At 69.2% G+C, this 13,882-nt stretch carries 11 protein-coding genes; 6 read left to right on the top strand and 5 right to left on the bottom strand.

Annotation, left to right across the window (positions count from 1 at the left end):
• Positions 1–232: 232 nt before the first annotated feature.
• The 4 genes from ACQ0O7_RS27835 (at position 233) to ACQ0O7_RS27850 (ending at position 5,497) form a co-directional block, all read left to right on the top strand.
• Complete coding sequence (locus ACQ0O7_RS27835; protein ID WP_430785922.1) at positions 233–1,597, top strand: UDP-glucose dehydrogenase family protein; 1,365 nt, start codon at positions 233–235, stop codon at positions 1,595–1,597.
• Between the two features lie 355 nt (positions 1,598–1,952).
• Positions 1,953–3,323, top strand: coding sequence for an ABC transporter substrate-binding protein (locus ACQ0O7_RS27840; RefSeq protein ID WP_430785924.1), 1,371 nt, complete (start codon positions 1,953–1,955; stop codon positions 3,321–3,323).
• A gap of 324 nt (positions 3,324–3,647) precedes the next feature.
• On the top strand, positions 3,648–4,583 hold the full coding sequence (locus tag ACQ0O7_RS27845) for a carbohydrate ABC transporter permease (RefSeq protein ID WP_430785926.1): 936 nt from the start codon (positions 3,648–3,650) through the stop codon (positions 4,581–4,583).
• Positions 4,583–5,497 (top strand): carbohydrate ABC transporter permease, encoded by a 915-nt coding sequence (locus tag ACQ0O7_RS27850; RefSeq protein ID WP_430785928.1) that lies wholly within the window; start codon positions 4,583–4,585, stop codon positions 5,495–5,497. Before ACQ0O7_RS27845 ends, ACQ0O7_RS27850 begins: the two co-directional genes overlap by 1 nt.
• Before the next feature lie 85 nt (positions 5,498–5,582).
• On the opposite strand, the gene ACQ0O7_RS27855 is transcribed toward ACQ0O7_RS27850, so the two are convergent.
• The 3 genes from ACQ0O7_RS27855 to ACQ0O7_RS27865 form a co-directional block, all read right to left on the bottom strand.
• Positions 5,583–6,962 carry a DHA2 family efflux MFS transporter permease subunit gene (locus ACQ0O7_RS27855; protein WP_430785930.1) on the bottom strand — a complete coding sequence of 460 codons (1,380 nt, stop codon included), beginning with the start codon at positions 6,960–6,962 and terminating at the stop codon, positions 5,583–5,585.
• Positions 6,959–7,582 (bottom strand): NADPH-dependent FMN reductase, encoded by a 624-nt coding sequence (locus tag ACQ0O7_RS27860; RefSeq protein ID WP_430785932.1) that lies wholly within the window; start codon positions 7,580–7,582, stop codon positions 6,959–6,961. The genes ACQ0O7_RS27855 and ACQ0O7_RS27860 overlap by 4 nt, the downstream gene beginning before the upstream one ends.
• Positions 7,583–7,868: 286 nt before the next feature.
• Positions 7,869–9,755: a hypothetical protein gene (locus ACQ0O7_RS27865; RefSeq protein WP_430785934.1), complete on the bottom strand. Its 1,887-nt coding sequence runs from the start codon at positions 9,753–9,755 to the stop codon at positions 7,869–7,871.
• An 88-nt stretch (positions 9,756–9,843) separates the two neighbouring features.
• Here ACQ0O7_RS27865 and ACQ0O7_RS27870 point away from each other — a divergent pair, with 88 nt between their 5' ends.
• Together ACQ0O7_RS27870 and ACQ0O7_RS27875 are read left to right on the top strand one after the other, a co-directional pair.
• Complete coding sequence (locus ACQ0O7_RS27870) at positions 9,844–10,602, top strand: ABC transporter ATP-binding protein (RefSeq protein WP_430785936.1); 759 nt, start codon at positions 9,844–9,846, stop codon at positions 10,600–10,602.
• Entirely contained in the window at positions 10,599–12,506 is a 1,908-nt protein-coding gene (locus tag ACQ0O7_RS27875) for a hypothetical protein (RefSeq protein WP_430785938.1), read from the top strand. The genes ACQ0O7_RS27870 and ACQ0O7_RS27875 overlap by 4 nt, the downstream gene beginning before the upstream one ends.
• Here the strand turns inward: ACQ0O7_RS27875 and ACQ0O7_RS27880 are convergent.
• Positions 12,463–13,122 carry a hypothetical protein gene (locus ACQ0O7_RS27880; protein WP_430785940.1) on the bottom strand — a complete coding sequence of 220 codons (660 nt, stop codon included), beginning with the start codon at positions 13,120–13,122 and terminating at the stop codon, positions 12,463–12,465. The two genes, ACQ0O7_RS27875 and ACQ0O7_RS27880, sit on opposite strands and share 44 nt — an antisense overlap.
• A 171-nt stretch (positions 13,123–13,293) precedes the next feature.
• Positions 13,294–13,764: a hypothetical protein gene (locus ACQ0O7_RS27885; protein ID WP_430785942.1), complete on the bottom strand. Its 471-nt coding sequence runs from the start codon at positions 13,762–13,764 to the stop codon at positions 13,294–13,296.
• Positions 13,765–13,882: the final 118 nt, after the last annotated feature.

A 13,882-nucleotide genomic window follows, 5' to 3' on the forward strand; every position in this document is an offset into this window, starting at 1 on the left:
TGTCAAGAGCCGGAAACTTCACGGTGACATCGGAGCCACTGTCGGCGACCCCTCCCGGGAAGAGGACATTGCGTGACATTTGGCTCCTGCAAAGGCTGTGTATCATTCGGCCGGAACACGCAGGTCGGCACCAACCGAGGCGCCGGCCGGCCGGCCCGGCGAGAGGCCGGTTGGGCCACGTTCCGAATACGTGGCGTAACCGCGGGTGCGGCGTAGCGGTGGAGGAGATTGCATGAAGGTTTGCGTTATCGGTACCGGCTATGTCGGACTGACCACGGGCGTCAGCCTGGCCTTCCTCGGTCACGAGGTGACATGTGTCGACCTCGACCAGGCCAAGGTGGACATGCTGCGCGCCGGCAAGTGCCCGATCTACGAGCCCGGGATGGAGGACCTGCTCGCCGAGGCGGCGCAGAACCTCACCTTCACCACCTCCTACGAGGAGGCGGTTCCCGGCGCGGACGTCGTGTTCGTGGCGGTGCAGACCCCGTCGGCCGAGGACGGCAGTCCCGACCTCCGCTATCTCCGCCGCGCCGCCGAGCTGGTCGCGCAGAGCCTGAACCACGAGTTCACCGTGGTGGTCAACAAGTCCACCGTGCCGATCGGCAGTGGCAACTGGGTGGACGCCATCCTGCGCGACTCGTTCGAGCAGCGCGAGGACCGGCCCGACGGCGTCGAGTTCGCGGTCGCGTCGAACCCGGAGTTCCTGCGGGAGGGCAACGCGATCGCGGACACCCTCTACCCGGACCGGATCGTCATCGGCTCGGACAACACCCGCAGCCTGGAGGTGCTCAACCGCCTCTACCGGCCGATCATCAACCAGACGTTCACGCCGCCGGCCTTCCTGCCCCGGCCGGAGGACGCCAACGCGGTCCCGCTGGTCTCCACCGACCTGGCCTCGGCCGAGCTGATCAAGTATGCGGCGAACGCGTTCCTGGCCCTGAAGATCAGCTACGCGAACGAGATCGGCCAGCTGGCCGCCAAGGTCGGCGCGGACATCACCGAGGTGGCCCGGGGCATGGGCCTGGACCAGCGGATCGGTTCCCGGTTCCTGCAGCCGGGCGTGGGCTGGGGCGGCTCCTGCTTCGGCAAGGACACCAAGGCGCTGATCGCCACCGCCGCCGAGTACAACCTCGAGATGCCGATCGTGAAGGCGGCCCGCGACGTCAACAGCCGGCAGCGCGCCGTCGCCGTCGAGCGTCTCCAGGACGAGCTGCGGATCCTCAAGGGCCGCAAGATCGGCCTGCTGGGCCTGGCGTTCAAGCCGAACACCGACGACCTGCGGGACGCGCCGGCGCTGGACATCGCGGCCTCGTTGCTGGCCCGCGGCGCCCGGGTCAAGCTGCACGACCCGGTGGCCACCGAGCGGTTCCGGGCCGAGCAGCCGGAGCTGGCGGCCTACCTGAGCCCGACCATCGACGACGTGTTCGCCGACTGCGACGCCGTGGTCCTGGTGACCGAGTGGGCGCAGTACCTGGAGCTGGACTGGTCGAAGTTCGTCGGCCTGATGCGGACGCCGATCCTGCTCGACGGCCGGCACGTGCTGGACCCGGACCGGATGCGGCGCCTCGGCTACCGCTACGTGGCGGTCTCCGGCTAGGCATTTTCGAACGTTGGCGCACACGAGTGCGCACGAACCGCCGTGATGGCCCGTCCAGGGCTGCCACGGCGGTTTCCTTTTTGCTCCAGCAAAACCGACTCACACCATACGCGGCAGCCGTTTAATCCGGAAAAATATGGGTATTCCCGTACGCAATGGTTCGGTTGTCGGTAGGCTCTTTCGCCAATCCCCTTAACCGGTTAAGGTGCCGATGGGTCGCAGCGATATCGTTACCGACTCGATCGCGCTGAAATCATTGCGCAACTTGCTGGTTACCTCTTGACTGTTGGTCAAGAAGCGCTTCGGACGGCGGCGTCGCAAGATGCCGGAGGCGCTACATGACATAGGGAGCGGTATGTTCGTTCATCGTGGGAGTTCGCGATCCCGGGTCGCGGTCGCCGGTGCCCTCAGCGTGGGCCTGGTCTTCGGTCTCAGCGCTTGCGGCGACAGCAGCGATACGGACAGCGAATCCACCGGCGGGAGCTCGGCGGCAGCCATCGACTGCGCGCCCTACACCGCGTTCGGTGACATCAAGGGCAAGACGGTCACGATCTACACCGGTATCGTGACCCCGGAGGACGCCCCGCACAAGGAGTCCTACAAGCCCTTCGAGCAGTGCACCGGTGCCACCATCAAGTACGAGGGCGACAAGGCCTTCGAGACCCAGGTCCTGATCCGGGCCGAGGCCGGCAACCCGCCGGACCTCGCGTTCGTGCCCCAGCCGGGTCTGGTCCAGCGCCTGGTCGCGACCGGCAAGGCCAAGGAGGCCCCGGCCGAGACCGCCGCCAACGTCGACAAGCACTTCGGCGAGGACTGGAAGGCGTACGGCTCGGTCGACGGCAAGTTCTACGCCGCGCCGCTGGGTGCCAACGTGAAGTCGCTGGTCTGGTACTCGCCGAGCGAGTTCAAGGACAGCAACTACGCCATCCCGAACACCCTGGCCGAGCTGAAGGCCCTCACCGACAAGATGGTCGCCGACGGCAAGAAGCCGTGGTGCGCGGGCATCGCGTCGGGTGAGGCCACCGGCTGGCCGGCGACCGACTGGCTGGAGGACTTCTTCCTCCGGCTCAACGGTCCCGAGGCCTACGACAAGTGGGTCAGCCACGAGATCCCGTTCAACGGCCCCGAGGCCACCAAGGCCCTGGACGCCGTCGGCGCGTACCTCAAGAACGACGCCTACGTCAACGGCGGCCTCGGCGACGTCAAGAGCATCGCCGGCACCGCGTTCCAGGACGCCGGCCTGCCGATCCTCGACGGCCAGTGCTCGCTGCACCGCCAGGCCTCGTTCTACGCGGCCAACTTCCCGAAGGACAAGAAGGTGGCCGAGGACGGCGACGTCTTCGCCTTCTACCTGCCGGGCGAGACCGCCGACAACAAGCCGGTCCTCGGCGGTGGCGAGTTCGTTCTCGCGTTCGCCGACCGTCCCGAGGTCAAGGCGTTCCAGACCTACCTGTCCAGCGACGTGTGGGCCAACGCCAAGGCCAAGGTCTCCTCGGGCTGGGTCTCCGCCAACAAGGGTCTCGACCCCAACAACCTGCAGAACCCGGTCGACAAGCTGTCCGCCGAGATTCTGCTGGACCCGAACGCCACGTTCCGCTTCGACGGCTCGGACATGATGCCGGCCGCCGTGGGTTCCAACGCGTTCTGGAAGCAGACCACCAACTGGATCACCGGTCAGGACACCAAGACGACGCTCGACAACATCGAAGCCGCGTGGCCGAAGTGACCTGCTAGTAAGTTCTGGGCCGGCCGGGTATCCCCCGGTCGGCCCGGGGTCTGTTTGAGATTCGGCCGAGTGCGAGGCGCGGTCAGGAGTGTGGCTGGCACCGGCTGCGGGAAGCCCGCATACCGGTGTTGTATGTGGGCTTCCCGCAGACGCTGCCAGGCGCGCTCCTGGCCACGCCGCAGCCCCGGTCGAATCTCAAACAGACCCCGGCAGTCTCTCGTCTTGTGTTCTTCACTTACCTCCTCTCTCTTCGCTTGGAACAACCAAGGAGGAACGGGCCGCGTGTTCACCACCGCCTCCACCGCAGGTCATAAGATCTTTCAGATGTTCGCGGCGATCCTGCTGTTCGCCGCCGTCGTCGGCCTGATCCTGTTCATCGCCGGGCGATTCACCGGCAAGCGCGACCGTGCCATCGCCGCGCTCTACCTGGCCCCTACCGTGCTGCTGCTCAGCGTCGGGCTCCTCTACCCCGGCATGCGCACCATCTACCAGTCGTTCCTCGACGCGTCCCTGACGAACTTCGTCGGGTTCGACAACTATCAGAAGATCTTCAGCGATCCGGAGCAGCTGACGGTTCTGCGCAACACCGCGTTCTGGGTGCTGCTGACCCCGTTCGTCGCGACCGCCATCGGCATGCTCTACGCCATCCTGGTCGACAAGGCCCGGGGCGAGGCGTTCGCCAAGGCGCTGGTCTTCCTGCCCATGTCGATCTCGTTCGTCGCGGCGTCGGTGATCTGGAAATTCGTCTACGAGTTCCGTCCCGATCAGCGCAACGTGAACCAGATCGGTCTGGTCAACCAGATCATCGTGGCGTTCGGCGGCGAACCGGTCCAACTGCTGATCGAGGCGCCGCTCAACACGTTCCTGCTGATCGTGATCCTGGTGTGGATCCAGGCCGGCTTCGCGATGACCGTGCTGTCGGCGGCCATCAAGGCGATCCCGGACGACATCATCGAAGCCGCACGCCTCGACGGCGTCGGCCCGTGGGGCATGTTCCGGTTCGTCACGCTGCCCGCGATCCGCCCGGCGGTCGTGGTCGTGCTGACCACCATCGCCATCGGCACCCTGAAGGTCTTCGACATCGTCCAGACCATGACCGGTGGCCGGTTCGAGACGAGCGTCATCGCCAACGAGTTCTACAGCCAGACCTTCCGCAGCGACAACCGCGGCTTCGGCGCGGCGCTCGCGGTGGTGCTGTTCATCCTGGTGATCCCGATCGTCGTCTACAACATCCGCCAGCTTCGCCGTTCGGAGGCGTGATGACCACCGCTGCACCTATCACCCCGACGGTGTCGAAGACCGACGGCAAGAAGCTGTCCGCCTCCGCGACGGCCAAGAAGAAGCTCACCTCGCCGTGGGCGTCCCTCGTCGCGATCGTCATCGCGGTGATCTGGACCATCCCCACCTTCGGCCTGCTGGTCTCGTCCTTCCGCCCGGAGGACCAGATCAAGAAGACCGGCTGGTGGACGTTCTTCTCCGACCCGCAGCTGACCCTGGACAACTACCGGGCCGTCTTCGACGAGGAGAGCGGCGTCAACCTCGCCGACTACCTCCTCAACTCGGTCGTCATCACCCTGCCCTCGGTGCTCATCCCGCTCTGCCTCGCCTCCATCGCGGCGTACGCGTTCGCCTGGATGAACTTCCCCGGCAAGAACTTCCTGTTCATCACGATCTTCGCCCTGCAGATCGTGCCGCTTCAGGTGACACTGCTGCCGCTGCTCCAGCTGTTCGTCAAGATGGACATCGACGGCACGTTCTGGACGCTGTGGCTGGCGCACTCCACGTTCGCCCTGCCCCTGGCGATCTACCTGCTGCACAACTTCATCAAAGAAGTACCGGCCAGCCTGATCGAGGCGGCCCGGATCGACGGCGCCGGCCACGTGTCGATCTTCTTCCGGGTGCTGCTGCCGCTGCTCACCCCGGCCCTGGCCGCGTTCGGCATCTTCCAGTTCCTGTGGGTGTGGAACGACCTGCTGGTCGCCCTGACCTTCACCGGGGCGCCGGAGATCTCCCCGATGACGGTGCAGCTGTCCAACCTCAGCGGCACCCGCGGCACCGCCTGGTACCTGCTGTCCGCCGGAGCATTCGTCTCGATCATCGTGCCGGTCACGGTGTTCCTGCTGCTCCAGCGGTACTTCGTCCGCGGCCTGCTCGCGGGCAGCGTCAAGGGCTGAACCCGTCACGCGGAGGGCCGCACCGGGATTCCGGTGCGGCCCTCCGGCGTCATCCGGGCCGCCGCCACCAGACTGACGATCAACATCAACACCGGGATTGTGTACGCCGCACCGACCGCCCCCGCCAACTCCGGCCGCAGTGCCGCCCTCGCCCCGGCATCCAGCCCGAGCATCCCGGCCACTCCCCGGCCTCCGGCGCCCGCACCGCGACCAGCGCACTCAGCGACACCGCCACCACCGCCCCGCCGATCGCCGACGACAGCTGCTGCACCAGCGCGAGCAGGGTGGTGCCACGAGGCGTCTCGTCATGATCCAGATCCCGCAGCGCGAAGGTCATCGCCGGCATCACCGTCGCACCCGAACCGGCACTCAACAGCATCGCCGCCACCACGATCCACGGGTACCCGGCGCCGGACGCCATCGCCACCCCCAGCCCGGCCCCACCGGCGACACCCAGAGCCGTACCGGTCACCACGATCCGCCGCGCCGGAACCCGGTCCACCAGGCGGGTACCGACCTGCGCCACCACCGCCACCACCAGCGCCGACGGCAGAGTGAGCAGGCCGGCCAGCGCCGCCGGACCGCCGTCCACCCCCTGGACGAACAGCGGCAGCACCGCCATCGTCCCGAAATAGGCGGCACCGAAACAATTCAGCACCACCATCGCGACCCGGAACGGCCGGTGCGCCAGCAGCCGCGGATCCACCAGCGGATCGGCCACCCGCCGGGACCGCCCCGCGAACAGCACCAGCAGCACCACACCCGCCGCGATCAGCCCGAGCCCACCCACCGAACGGTCCAGCAGAGTACCGCCCAGCACCACCCCGGCCGCCCCACCGGAAAGCAGCCCCAGCCCCGCCCCATCGGTCCGCCGCCGCACCCCGGCCGGGCCGTCCACCGGCAGCACCCGTCCGCACACCAGCACCGCCAGCAGCCCCAACGGCACGTTGATCAGAAAGATCCAGCGCCACGACCCGGCGTCGATCAACCACCCGGCCAGCGGCGGCCCGAACACCGGCCCCACCGCCAGCGGCAACACCAGCAGGCTCATCAGCCGGCCCCGCGACCCCCGGGGCGCCGCACGCAGCCCGATCGCCTGGCCCACCGGGTTGAGCAGGCCACCACCGAGCCCCTGCAGGAACCGGAACACCGCCAGCGAGGTGACATCCCAGGCCAGCCCGGCCAGCAGCGAGAAGACGGTGAACACCACCAGCGCGCCCAGATAGGCCCGGCGGGCCCCGAACCGCTCCATCGCCCGGCCCGCCAGCGGAATCACCGCCACCAGGCCGAGCAGGTAGCCGATGGTCACCCACTGGGCGGCCGGAAGCGTGGTGCCCAGGCCGGTGACGATGGCGGGCACCGCCACCGCGGTCACCGTGGTGTCGACGACCACCAGCAGGCCGCCGAGGGCGAGGGTCAGGCCGAGGACACGGATCCGGTCGGTGGTGGTCGCGGCCGGCGTCATCGGACGTACGGCCGGGTCCGGCGGGCGGCCCGCAACACCCCGGCCCACCAGCCCAGCTCGTGCAAGGCCCCGTCCAGCGCCGCGGCCGTCTCCTCCGGCGGGGCGTACCCGGCAGGGCTCAGATGGGTCCACGGCTGCCGCAGACCCACCATCCGCCGGGTGGTGACCACATGCAGTTCGGCGAGGACGCCGCGCAGGTGCTCGGTGGCCAGCAGACCGCCGTGCACACCGTAGGAGACCACCGTGGCCGGCTTGAACATCCACTCCCGGTAGTGCCAGTCGATGAGCCGTTTCAGGGCGGCCGGATAGCTGTGGTTGTACTCCGGGGTGACGAGGACGTACGCGTCGGCGGCGTCGATCCGGGCCGCCACCGGGGTCTCCGAGCCGACACCCGGCCGTATTTCCCGGTCGTCCGGCAGATCGATCTCGGCACAGTCGATCAGGTCGACGTCGGTGCCGCCGGGCCGGGCCGTGCGGAAGGCCGCCCACTCGGCGACGGCCCGGCTCACTCGCCGATCCCGAACACTGCCGGCGATCACCGCGATCCGCAACGGCTCGTCCGGCGGCCCGTCGTCACGCGTGGGAGCGGCAGGCAGGTCAGCGATCGAGATGTCGGTCATGCACCCCACCTTGTGCCCTCAACCAAGCTTGAGGTCAAGCACACCCCACCCCAAACCCCCCTGAGGTACGGCCAGCCGTACGTCAGTGAGGTAACTACTCGGCTAGCCGTACACCAGGGAGGTAATGGACCGGCTATTACCTGTCTGGTGTACGGCTCGGCTACCCCAGCCGTACACCAGTGAGGTAATGACCCCGCTATTACCTGTCTGACCGACGGCTGGCCGAAGGTCAGACAGGTTGTCGGGGTGTCCGGGGGTGGGGTGTGGGGGCAGGCTGGATTGGGAGTTAGGGCTGGCTTCGGGGGCTGTTCGGGGCCAGGGTGTCGATGAACTCGTGCGGCTCGTGCACCTTGCTGCTGGAGCGGGCCTGGTCGGCTTCCGCCTTCAGGGTGGCGGCCACTCCGGCGCGGTCCACGCCCGGGATCGAGCGGACCGTGTCGTAGGACTTCTCGGCGAGCGCGTACGCGGCCCGGTAGTCGTGTGCGGCGAACGCCTTGCTGGCCCCGCCCAGCAGCAGATCGGCGGCTTTCAGCGCGGTCCTGCCCTTGCCGGCCGGGACGGTGGCGGCGAGCCGGTTGGCGGCCTCCCAGTAGGCGGCGGTCAGGAACCGGTCGCTGTTGTCCCGGTCGAACTGGCTGAAGTCCCAGTTGACGTCGATGTAGCTCATCATCGAGTTGTTCTCGTCGCCGACGTTGGCGTAGTAGAACTCGCCGGATCCGCCGTAGTCGACGCCGCTGGCGCTGTCGTAGCCGTCGTGCGGGTGGCTCATACCCAGGTGGTGGCCGACTTCGTGGATCTGGGTGGTGGTCAGGCCGTACCCGGCTTCGACGATTTCCGGGGAGATGAACGAGAAGACGTACGACTGGGTGCCGTCGGTGTAGTCGTCGTCGGCGAAGCCGAGCGCCGGCACCGGGACGCCCTCCCCGACCGCGTAGTTGAACAGCGGGATCTCGTAGTCGACCCGCCCCTGGTCGTCGAGGGCCCGGTCGAGGTTCTCGGTGTTGTAGAGGTACAGGTTGCCGATCGCCGGGAGACCGGAGTCCGGGTAGCAGGACTGTTCGGTGAGCACACCCAGGTAGCACTCCTCGGCCCGCGCGTCGTACGGCAGGTCCTGGAAGTCGTGGGAGAGCCGGTTGCGCCAGCGCAGTTCGCTCAGTTCGTCGACGAGCAGTTTCGGGGTGATGTACTCCGTGGACGCGTCGACTCCGGGCCAGCCCTCGTACGTGTTGTTGTCGATGTCGAGGGTTTTGGGCGGGTTGCCGGCCGGCAGCTCGACCGGGTAGAGCGGCGAGGTGGTGAACAGCAGGTTCAGCGCCACGTACCGGGTGATCTTGCCGAGGTCGCCGGCCAGCGCCGACGGGGCACGATAGCCGTCCGCGGTGTACTCCCAGCTCGGCGGCATCCGGTAGTCGGGTACGCCGTCGCCGTCGACGTCCGCGTTGTCCACGTCGTAGTTGGCGGTCCACGACTCGGGCCCGGCCGACAGGTCGTGGAACCAGACCCGCCGGGTGGCGCCGAGGCCGGTCTCCTCGTCGTCGGCGGTGGTGCCGCCCCAGGCGATCATCTTGCGGCTGTCGCGCTCGGCGCCGAAGTCGTAACCGGTGTCCGGGTCGGCCTCACCGGTCTTGGTGTAGACGTGGTGCCGGAAGTCGGAGCGGCCGTACCAGTTGACGAAGAACACCGTGTTGCGGCGGGTGTCCACCCCGGCCGGCGGGTTGAACGCCAGCCACTTCTCCACGCTCGGCGCGTCGATGGTGGTGTTGGCGGTGATGTCCAGGACGTTGTTGGCCTGATCGTTGTACGCCTGCTGGTAGGCCGTCAGCGGGGCCGGTTTCGCCAGTTTGCCGAGCTGCTTGAAGAACTTGTCCTCGTAGTTCCGATTGGCGTACGTCAGTTTGTAGTCGTATTTGTAGGTGATGCCCAGTTTCTCGGTCTCGCCGTACCAGAGGCGGGACCGGACCACCGGCTCGTACCCGCCGGCCAGTTCGCCGAGGAACGCGCTCTTGGCGACCTGCGACGGCTGGTAGCCGACGAAAACCACGTTGACCGGCACTTTCTCGACCAGGCGCGGTTGGCCGCCGGGCTTCAGGTAGCTCAACGACGGCGCGGCCACGGCGGCGCCGGCGGGTCCCGCCGACGCGCCGACGAGGACCGCGGCGACGACCACGGCCATAGATCTTCTCCATCCCATGCGGACACGCTTCCATCAACGCCTGACGATGGGAACCCCGGAGCGCTCCACAGTGCCTATTCTTTGGCGCATGGCAACAACAGCCCTGGAGATACGGGGACTTCGCAAGACCTTCGGGGACTTCACCGCGGTGGACGGCATCGATCTGACAGTCGCGCCGGGCACGTTCCACGGTGTGGTCGGGCCCAACGGGGCCGGCAAGTCGACCACCATCGGGATGGCCGTCGGCCTGATCGTGCCGGACGCCGGGTCGATCAGCGTCCTGGGTCACGACGCGCTCCGGGACCGGGCCACCGCACGGTCGCTGACCGGGGTGCTGCCCGACGGGCTGGACCTGCCGGAGCGGCTGACCGGGGCGGAGCTGCTGCGGTACAGCGCCGGGCTGCGCGGGCTGTCGCGCACCGCCGCCGCGGAGCGTGCCGGTGAGCTGATCGGGGTGCTCGGTATCACCAAGGCGGCGGCCACGCCGCTGGCCGACTGTTCGACCGGCAACCGGAAGAAGGTGGGCCTGGCGCAGGCGCTGCTGCACGCGCCGCGGCTGCTGGTGCTGGACGAGCCGTTCGAGGCGGTCGATCCGGTGTCGGCGGCGAGCATCCGGCGGGTGTTGCGCCGGTTCGTGGACAGCGGCGGCACCTGTGTGCTGTCCACCCACTCGATGCTGCTGGTGGAGCAGATGTGTGACGACGTCACGGTCATCCATCAGGGCCGGGTGGTGGCGGCCGGGCCGGTCGCCGAAGTGGCCGGCGGGATTCCGCTGGAGGACCGGTTCGTGGAGCTGGTCGGCGCTGAGACGACCGGTGCGGACGGCCTGTCCTGGCTGGTCCGGTGAGGGCGGCGCTGACTCCGGCCCGGATGCGGTCGGCGATGTTCGTGCGTTCGCTGCGCGAGCATCCCGGTCCGGCGGTGGCCGCGGTCACCGGTCTGCTCGCGGCCGCCTGGCTGATTCGTTATGCGTCGTACGGGGACCAGCACACGTTGTCGATCCTGGCCGGGACGTGGGTGCTGGGCTGGATCGTGCTGCCGCTGATGCTGGGGGCGGGCCGGGGCCGGGTCCGCCCGTCGCATCTGCGCCTGGAGCCGATCGGTGGGGTGCCGGCGGCGGCCGGGCTGCTGCTGGCCTCGGCCGTCGGTGTGGGGCCGGCCGTGTCGCTGATCGCGCTGATGTCACTGCCGGTGCACGCCGCCCGGTACGGGCCGGGCGGGGTGGCGGTGGCCGTGCTCGGCGCGCTGCTGTTGTGGCTGATCGGGCTGATCGGGTCGGCGTGCGCGCTGGAGGTGGTCGGGCATGCCGGCGGTCCGGCCGGGGCGATCCTGACCGGGGTGTTCACCGGCTCGGTGATGGGGCTGTTCGGGTCGGTGTGGGCGGTCGCGCCGTGGATCACCTTCCTGCTGGCCGGGACGCCGGGCCACATCGTGCGCTGGCTGGCGTACTTTCCGGGGAGCTGGCCGCTGTCGGCGGTGGCCGGCCCGTCGGGCCGGGGCTTCTGGATGATCACCGGGCTGGTGGGGATCGTGGCGCTGCTCGCGCTGGCGTATCTGACGGTGGTCCGCCGAGCCCTGGTCAGTGGCCCGTCGTGGCGTCCGCGCCGCTCCCCCGCCGCGCCGGCCGCGCCCGCCGCCCTCGCCAGGGAGACCGCGGCCGCCGGGGGGACCACGCCCGCCGGGAGAACCGTGCCCTCGCCCGGCTGGTGGGGGCCGGGTCCGGTGTGGGCGGTGGCCGGCCGGGAGTTGCGCACCTGGTTCCGGCACCCGCTGCGGTTGCAGTATCTGGCGTTCGCCGTCGTCTACGGCGCGCTGCTGGCCGGGCTGCCGCTGCTGGCCGGAACCGATCTGCTGCTGCCGTGGGCCGGGGTGTTCACCGCGCTGTGGGCGGCGGGTATGTCGGCCGGGCTGGTCGGGCTGGACGGGACCGCGCTGTGGATGCCGTTCGGGACGCCGGGCGGGGAGCGTGCCGAGGTCGGTGGGCGGGCTCTGGCCTGGCTGCTCCTGATCACACCGGTCGCGGTGCTGCTGACGGTGGCGGGGGTGTTGCTGGATCCGGGCCTGAACCCGCTGATCATCGTGGACGGGAGCACCCTGGCCGCGCTGGCGGTGCTGCCGGCGGTGCTCGGGGCGGGTGCGACCGTCCCGGTGTGGGTGTCGTTGTTGCGGGTCCGCCCGGTCCCGGACGTGCGGCATCCCACCTCGGCCGACAATCCGACCGACATCGTCAGTGTGCTGGTGGCCACCGGTGGCGGGCTGCTCGCCGCGGCGCCCCCGCTGGCCTGGCTGATCTGGGGGCCGGGCGGACTGCGCGGGCTGGCCCCGCTGTTCGGGCTGGTGTCCGGGGCGGCGCTGTGGTTCGCCGGGCGGTGGCTGGCCGTGGACCGGCTGGCCAACCGGAGCGCCGAGGTGCTGACCGCGGCCGGGCAGCGGACCCGCCCGCCGGAGACGGCGATCCCGCTGACGTGGGACGCCGAGTGGTATCGGCGGAACAAGGCCACCGCGTGGGCGCTGATCCTGCTGATGGCCGGCTGGGTGCCGGTCGTACCGCAGGGTCTGATGGTCCTGGTCTTCGACATCTCCGGCGGGTGGATCGTGGCCTCGCACCTGACCGGGGGCGCCCGGACCGGTGTCGCGGTCGCGATGGTCGCCCTCGGTGGCGCGCTGTTGCTGACCGGTCTGGTGTTGTGGGGCCGCCGGCCGGCGTTCAGTCCCGCGGTGACCGTTCCAGCGGCTCGTACGAGAAGTTGACCTCGTAGGTGTCGTCGCGGCGGACGGTCATGGTGATCCCGTACCAGGGGTCGTCGCCGTCCTCGGTGGTGGAGTCCCAGAGGTCGATCAGGTAGTCCGCGATGTCGTCGAGCGACTCCGGGGCGTCGTCCCAGTCGATGTGGTACGACGTCCCGTCCGCCCGGTGCATGGTCAGGTCGTGGCTGGACCAGTCCTCGTCGAGTTCGCCGTCGAGGACGACCTTCTCGGCGTCGTCCGGTAGCACCTCGCGGAGCACCACGGCCAGGCTCTGGATGATCTCGTCGGTCTCCGGCAGGTCCTCCTCCGGGGCCTCGGCGGTGAACTCCACGTCCGGGTCGCCGTCGGGCCGGACGGTGATCGTGACACCGTGCCAGGTCTCGCCGCCGTCGGCCTGGTCGGCCTCCCACAGGTCGATCAGCAGTGTGTTGATCTCACCGGCCCGGTCCGGTTCGTCGTCCGGGCCGAGGTCGGTCACGGTGCCGTCGGCCCGCCGCACGGCGAACGAGACACCGGCGTAGTCCTCGTCGGCCTCACCCTGGAGGACGATCTCGGTGGCCCCGGCGGGGAGCATCTCCCGCAGGAGCGATGCGATCTTGCTGATGACGTCGTCGCGCACGACGCGGGAGCCTATCGATCTCGCGCAACCGCGTCACTCCCGGTCCCTCCTCGTCGCCGGGCCGGGGCCGCCGCCGGTGCGCCGGTGGAGGGACGGCCGAGGGCCGCACCCCGGTACGGGTGCGGCCCTCGGCTGAACGAACCTGACTCCGGCTGTCACCGGCGAGGCGGGCTACTTGCTGTTGTAGGCGCCGCCACCGTAGGACCCGCCACCGCCGTAGCCGCCGCCCGGCTTGTGACCGCCGTAGTGACCGCCGGGCTTGCCGTAGTGGCCGCCGGGCTTGCCGTAGTGACCGCCGGGCTTGCCGTAGCCGACGCCGGTGCCGTAGTGGCCGCCGTAGTAGACCTTGAGCGCCCAGTCACCGCTGTTGAAGCCGCGGTAGACCTTGAAGCAGTTGTAGCGGTGCCACTGCCGCTTCCACTGCCCGACCTTGCCGATCTTGTGGCACGTGCGCGGGCTGTTGTAGAAGCCGTAGATGCGCTCGCGACGCCCGAGGCCCTTCTGCTGGGTCGCGGCCTTCTTCTCGGCGACGGCCGGCGTGGAGGTGCCCGCCGGGGCCGCGCTGGCCGGGCCCGCCGCCATGGTGGCACCGGCGGCCGCGGCCACTCCGGTCATGACGATGGCACGAATGACCTTGTTCATACGATCACCTTTTCCGCAAGAAAGGGTAATTTCTGGACGGGATGAATCGTATGGCGACGAGCGCCCGTAAATGCAGCAAAACGGGCCACGTCCGGGTGAAAGAACCCCGCGCAGTTGC

Source organism: Actinoplanes sp. G11-F43, assembly GCF_050589265.1.
Lineage (GTDB): Bacteria > Actinomycetota > Actinomycetes > Mycobacteriales > Micromonosporaceae > Actinoplanes.

What these genes read in the sequence shown, in the direction of transcription:
- ACQ0O7_RS27835 (WP_430785922.1), top strand. Translation starts at nt 233, where the DNA reads ATGAAGGTTTGCGTTATCGGTACCGGCTATGTCGGACTGACCACGGGC.
- ACQ0O7_RS27840 (WP_430785924.1), top strand. Translation starts at nt 1,953, where the DNA reads ATGTTCGTTCATCGTGGGAGTTCGCGATCCCGGGTCGCGGTCGCCGGT.
- ACQ0O7_RS27845 (WP_430785926.1), top strand. Translation starts at nt 3,648, where the DNA reads ATGTTCGCGGCGATCCTGCTGTTCGCCGCCGTCGTCGGCCTGATCCTG.
- ACQ0O7_RS27850 (WP_430785928.1), top strand. Translation starts at nt 4,583, where the DNA reads ATGACCACCGCTGCACCTATCACCCCGACGGTGTCGAAGACCGACGGC.
- ACQ0O7_RS27855 (WP_430785930.1), bottom strand. Translation starts at nt 6,962, where the DNA reads ATGACGCCGGCCGCGACCACCACCGACCGGATCCGTGTCCTCGGCCTG.
- ACQ0O7_RS27860 (WP_430785932.1), bottom strand. Translation starts at nt 7,582, where the DNA reads ATGACCGACATCTCGATCGCTGACCTGCCTGCCGCTCCCACGCGTGAC.
- ACQ0O7_RS27865 (WP_430785934.1), bottom strand. Translation starts at nt 9,755, where the DNA reads ATGGCCGTGGTCGTCGCCGCGGTCCTCGTCGGCGCGTCGGCGGGACCC.
- ACQ0O7_RS27870 (WP_430785936.1), top strand. Translation starts at nt 9,844, where the DNA reads ATGGCAACAACAGCCCTGGAGATACGGGGACTTCGCAAGACCTTCGGG.
- ACQ0O7_RS27885 (WP_430785942.1), bottom strand. Translation starts at nt 13,764, where the DNA reads ATGAACAAGGTCATTCGTGCCATCGTCATGACCGGAGTGGCCGCGGCC.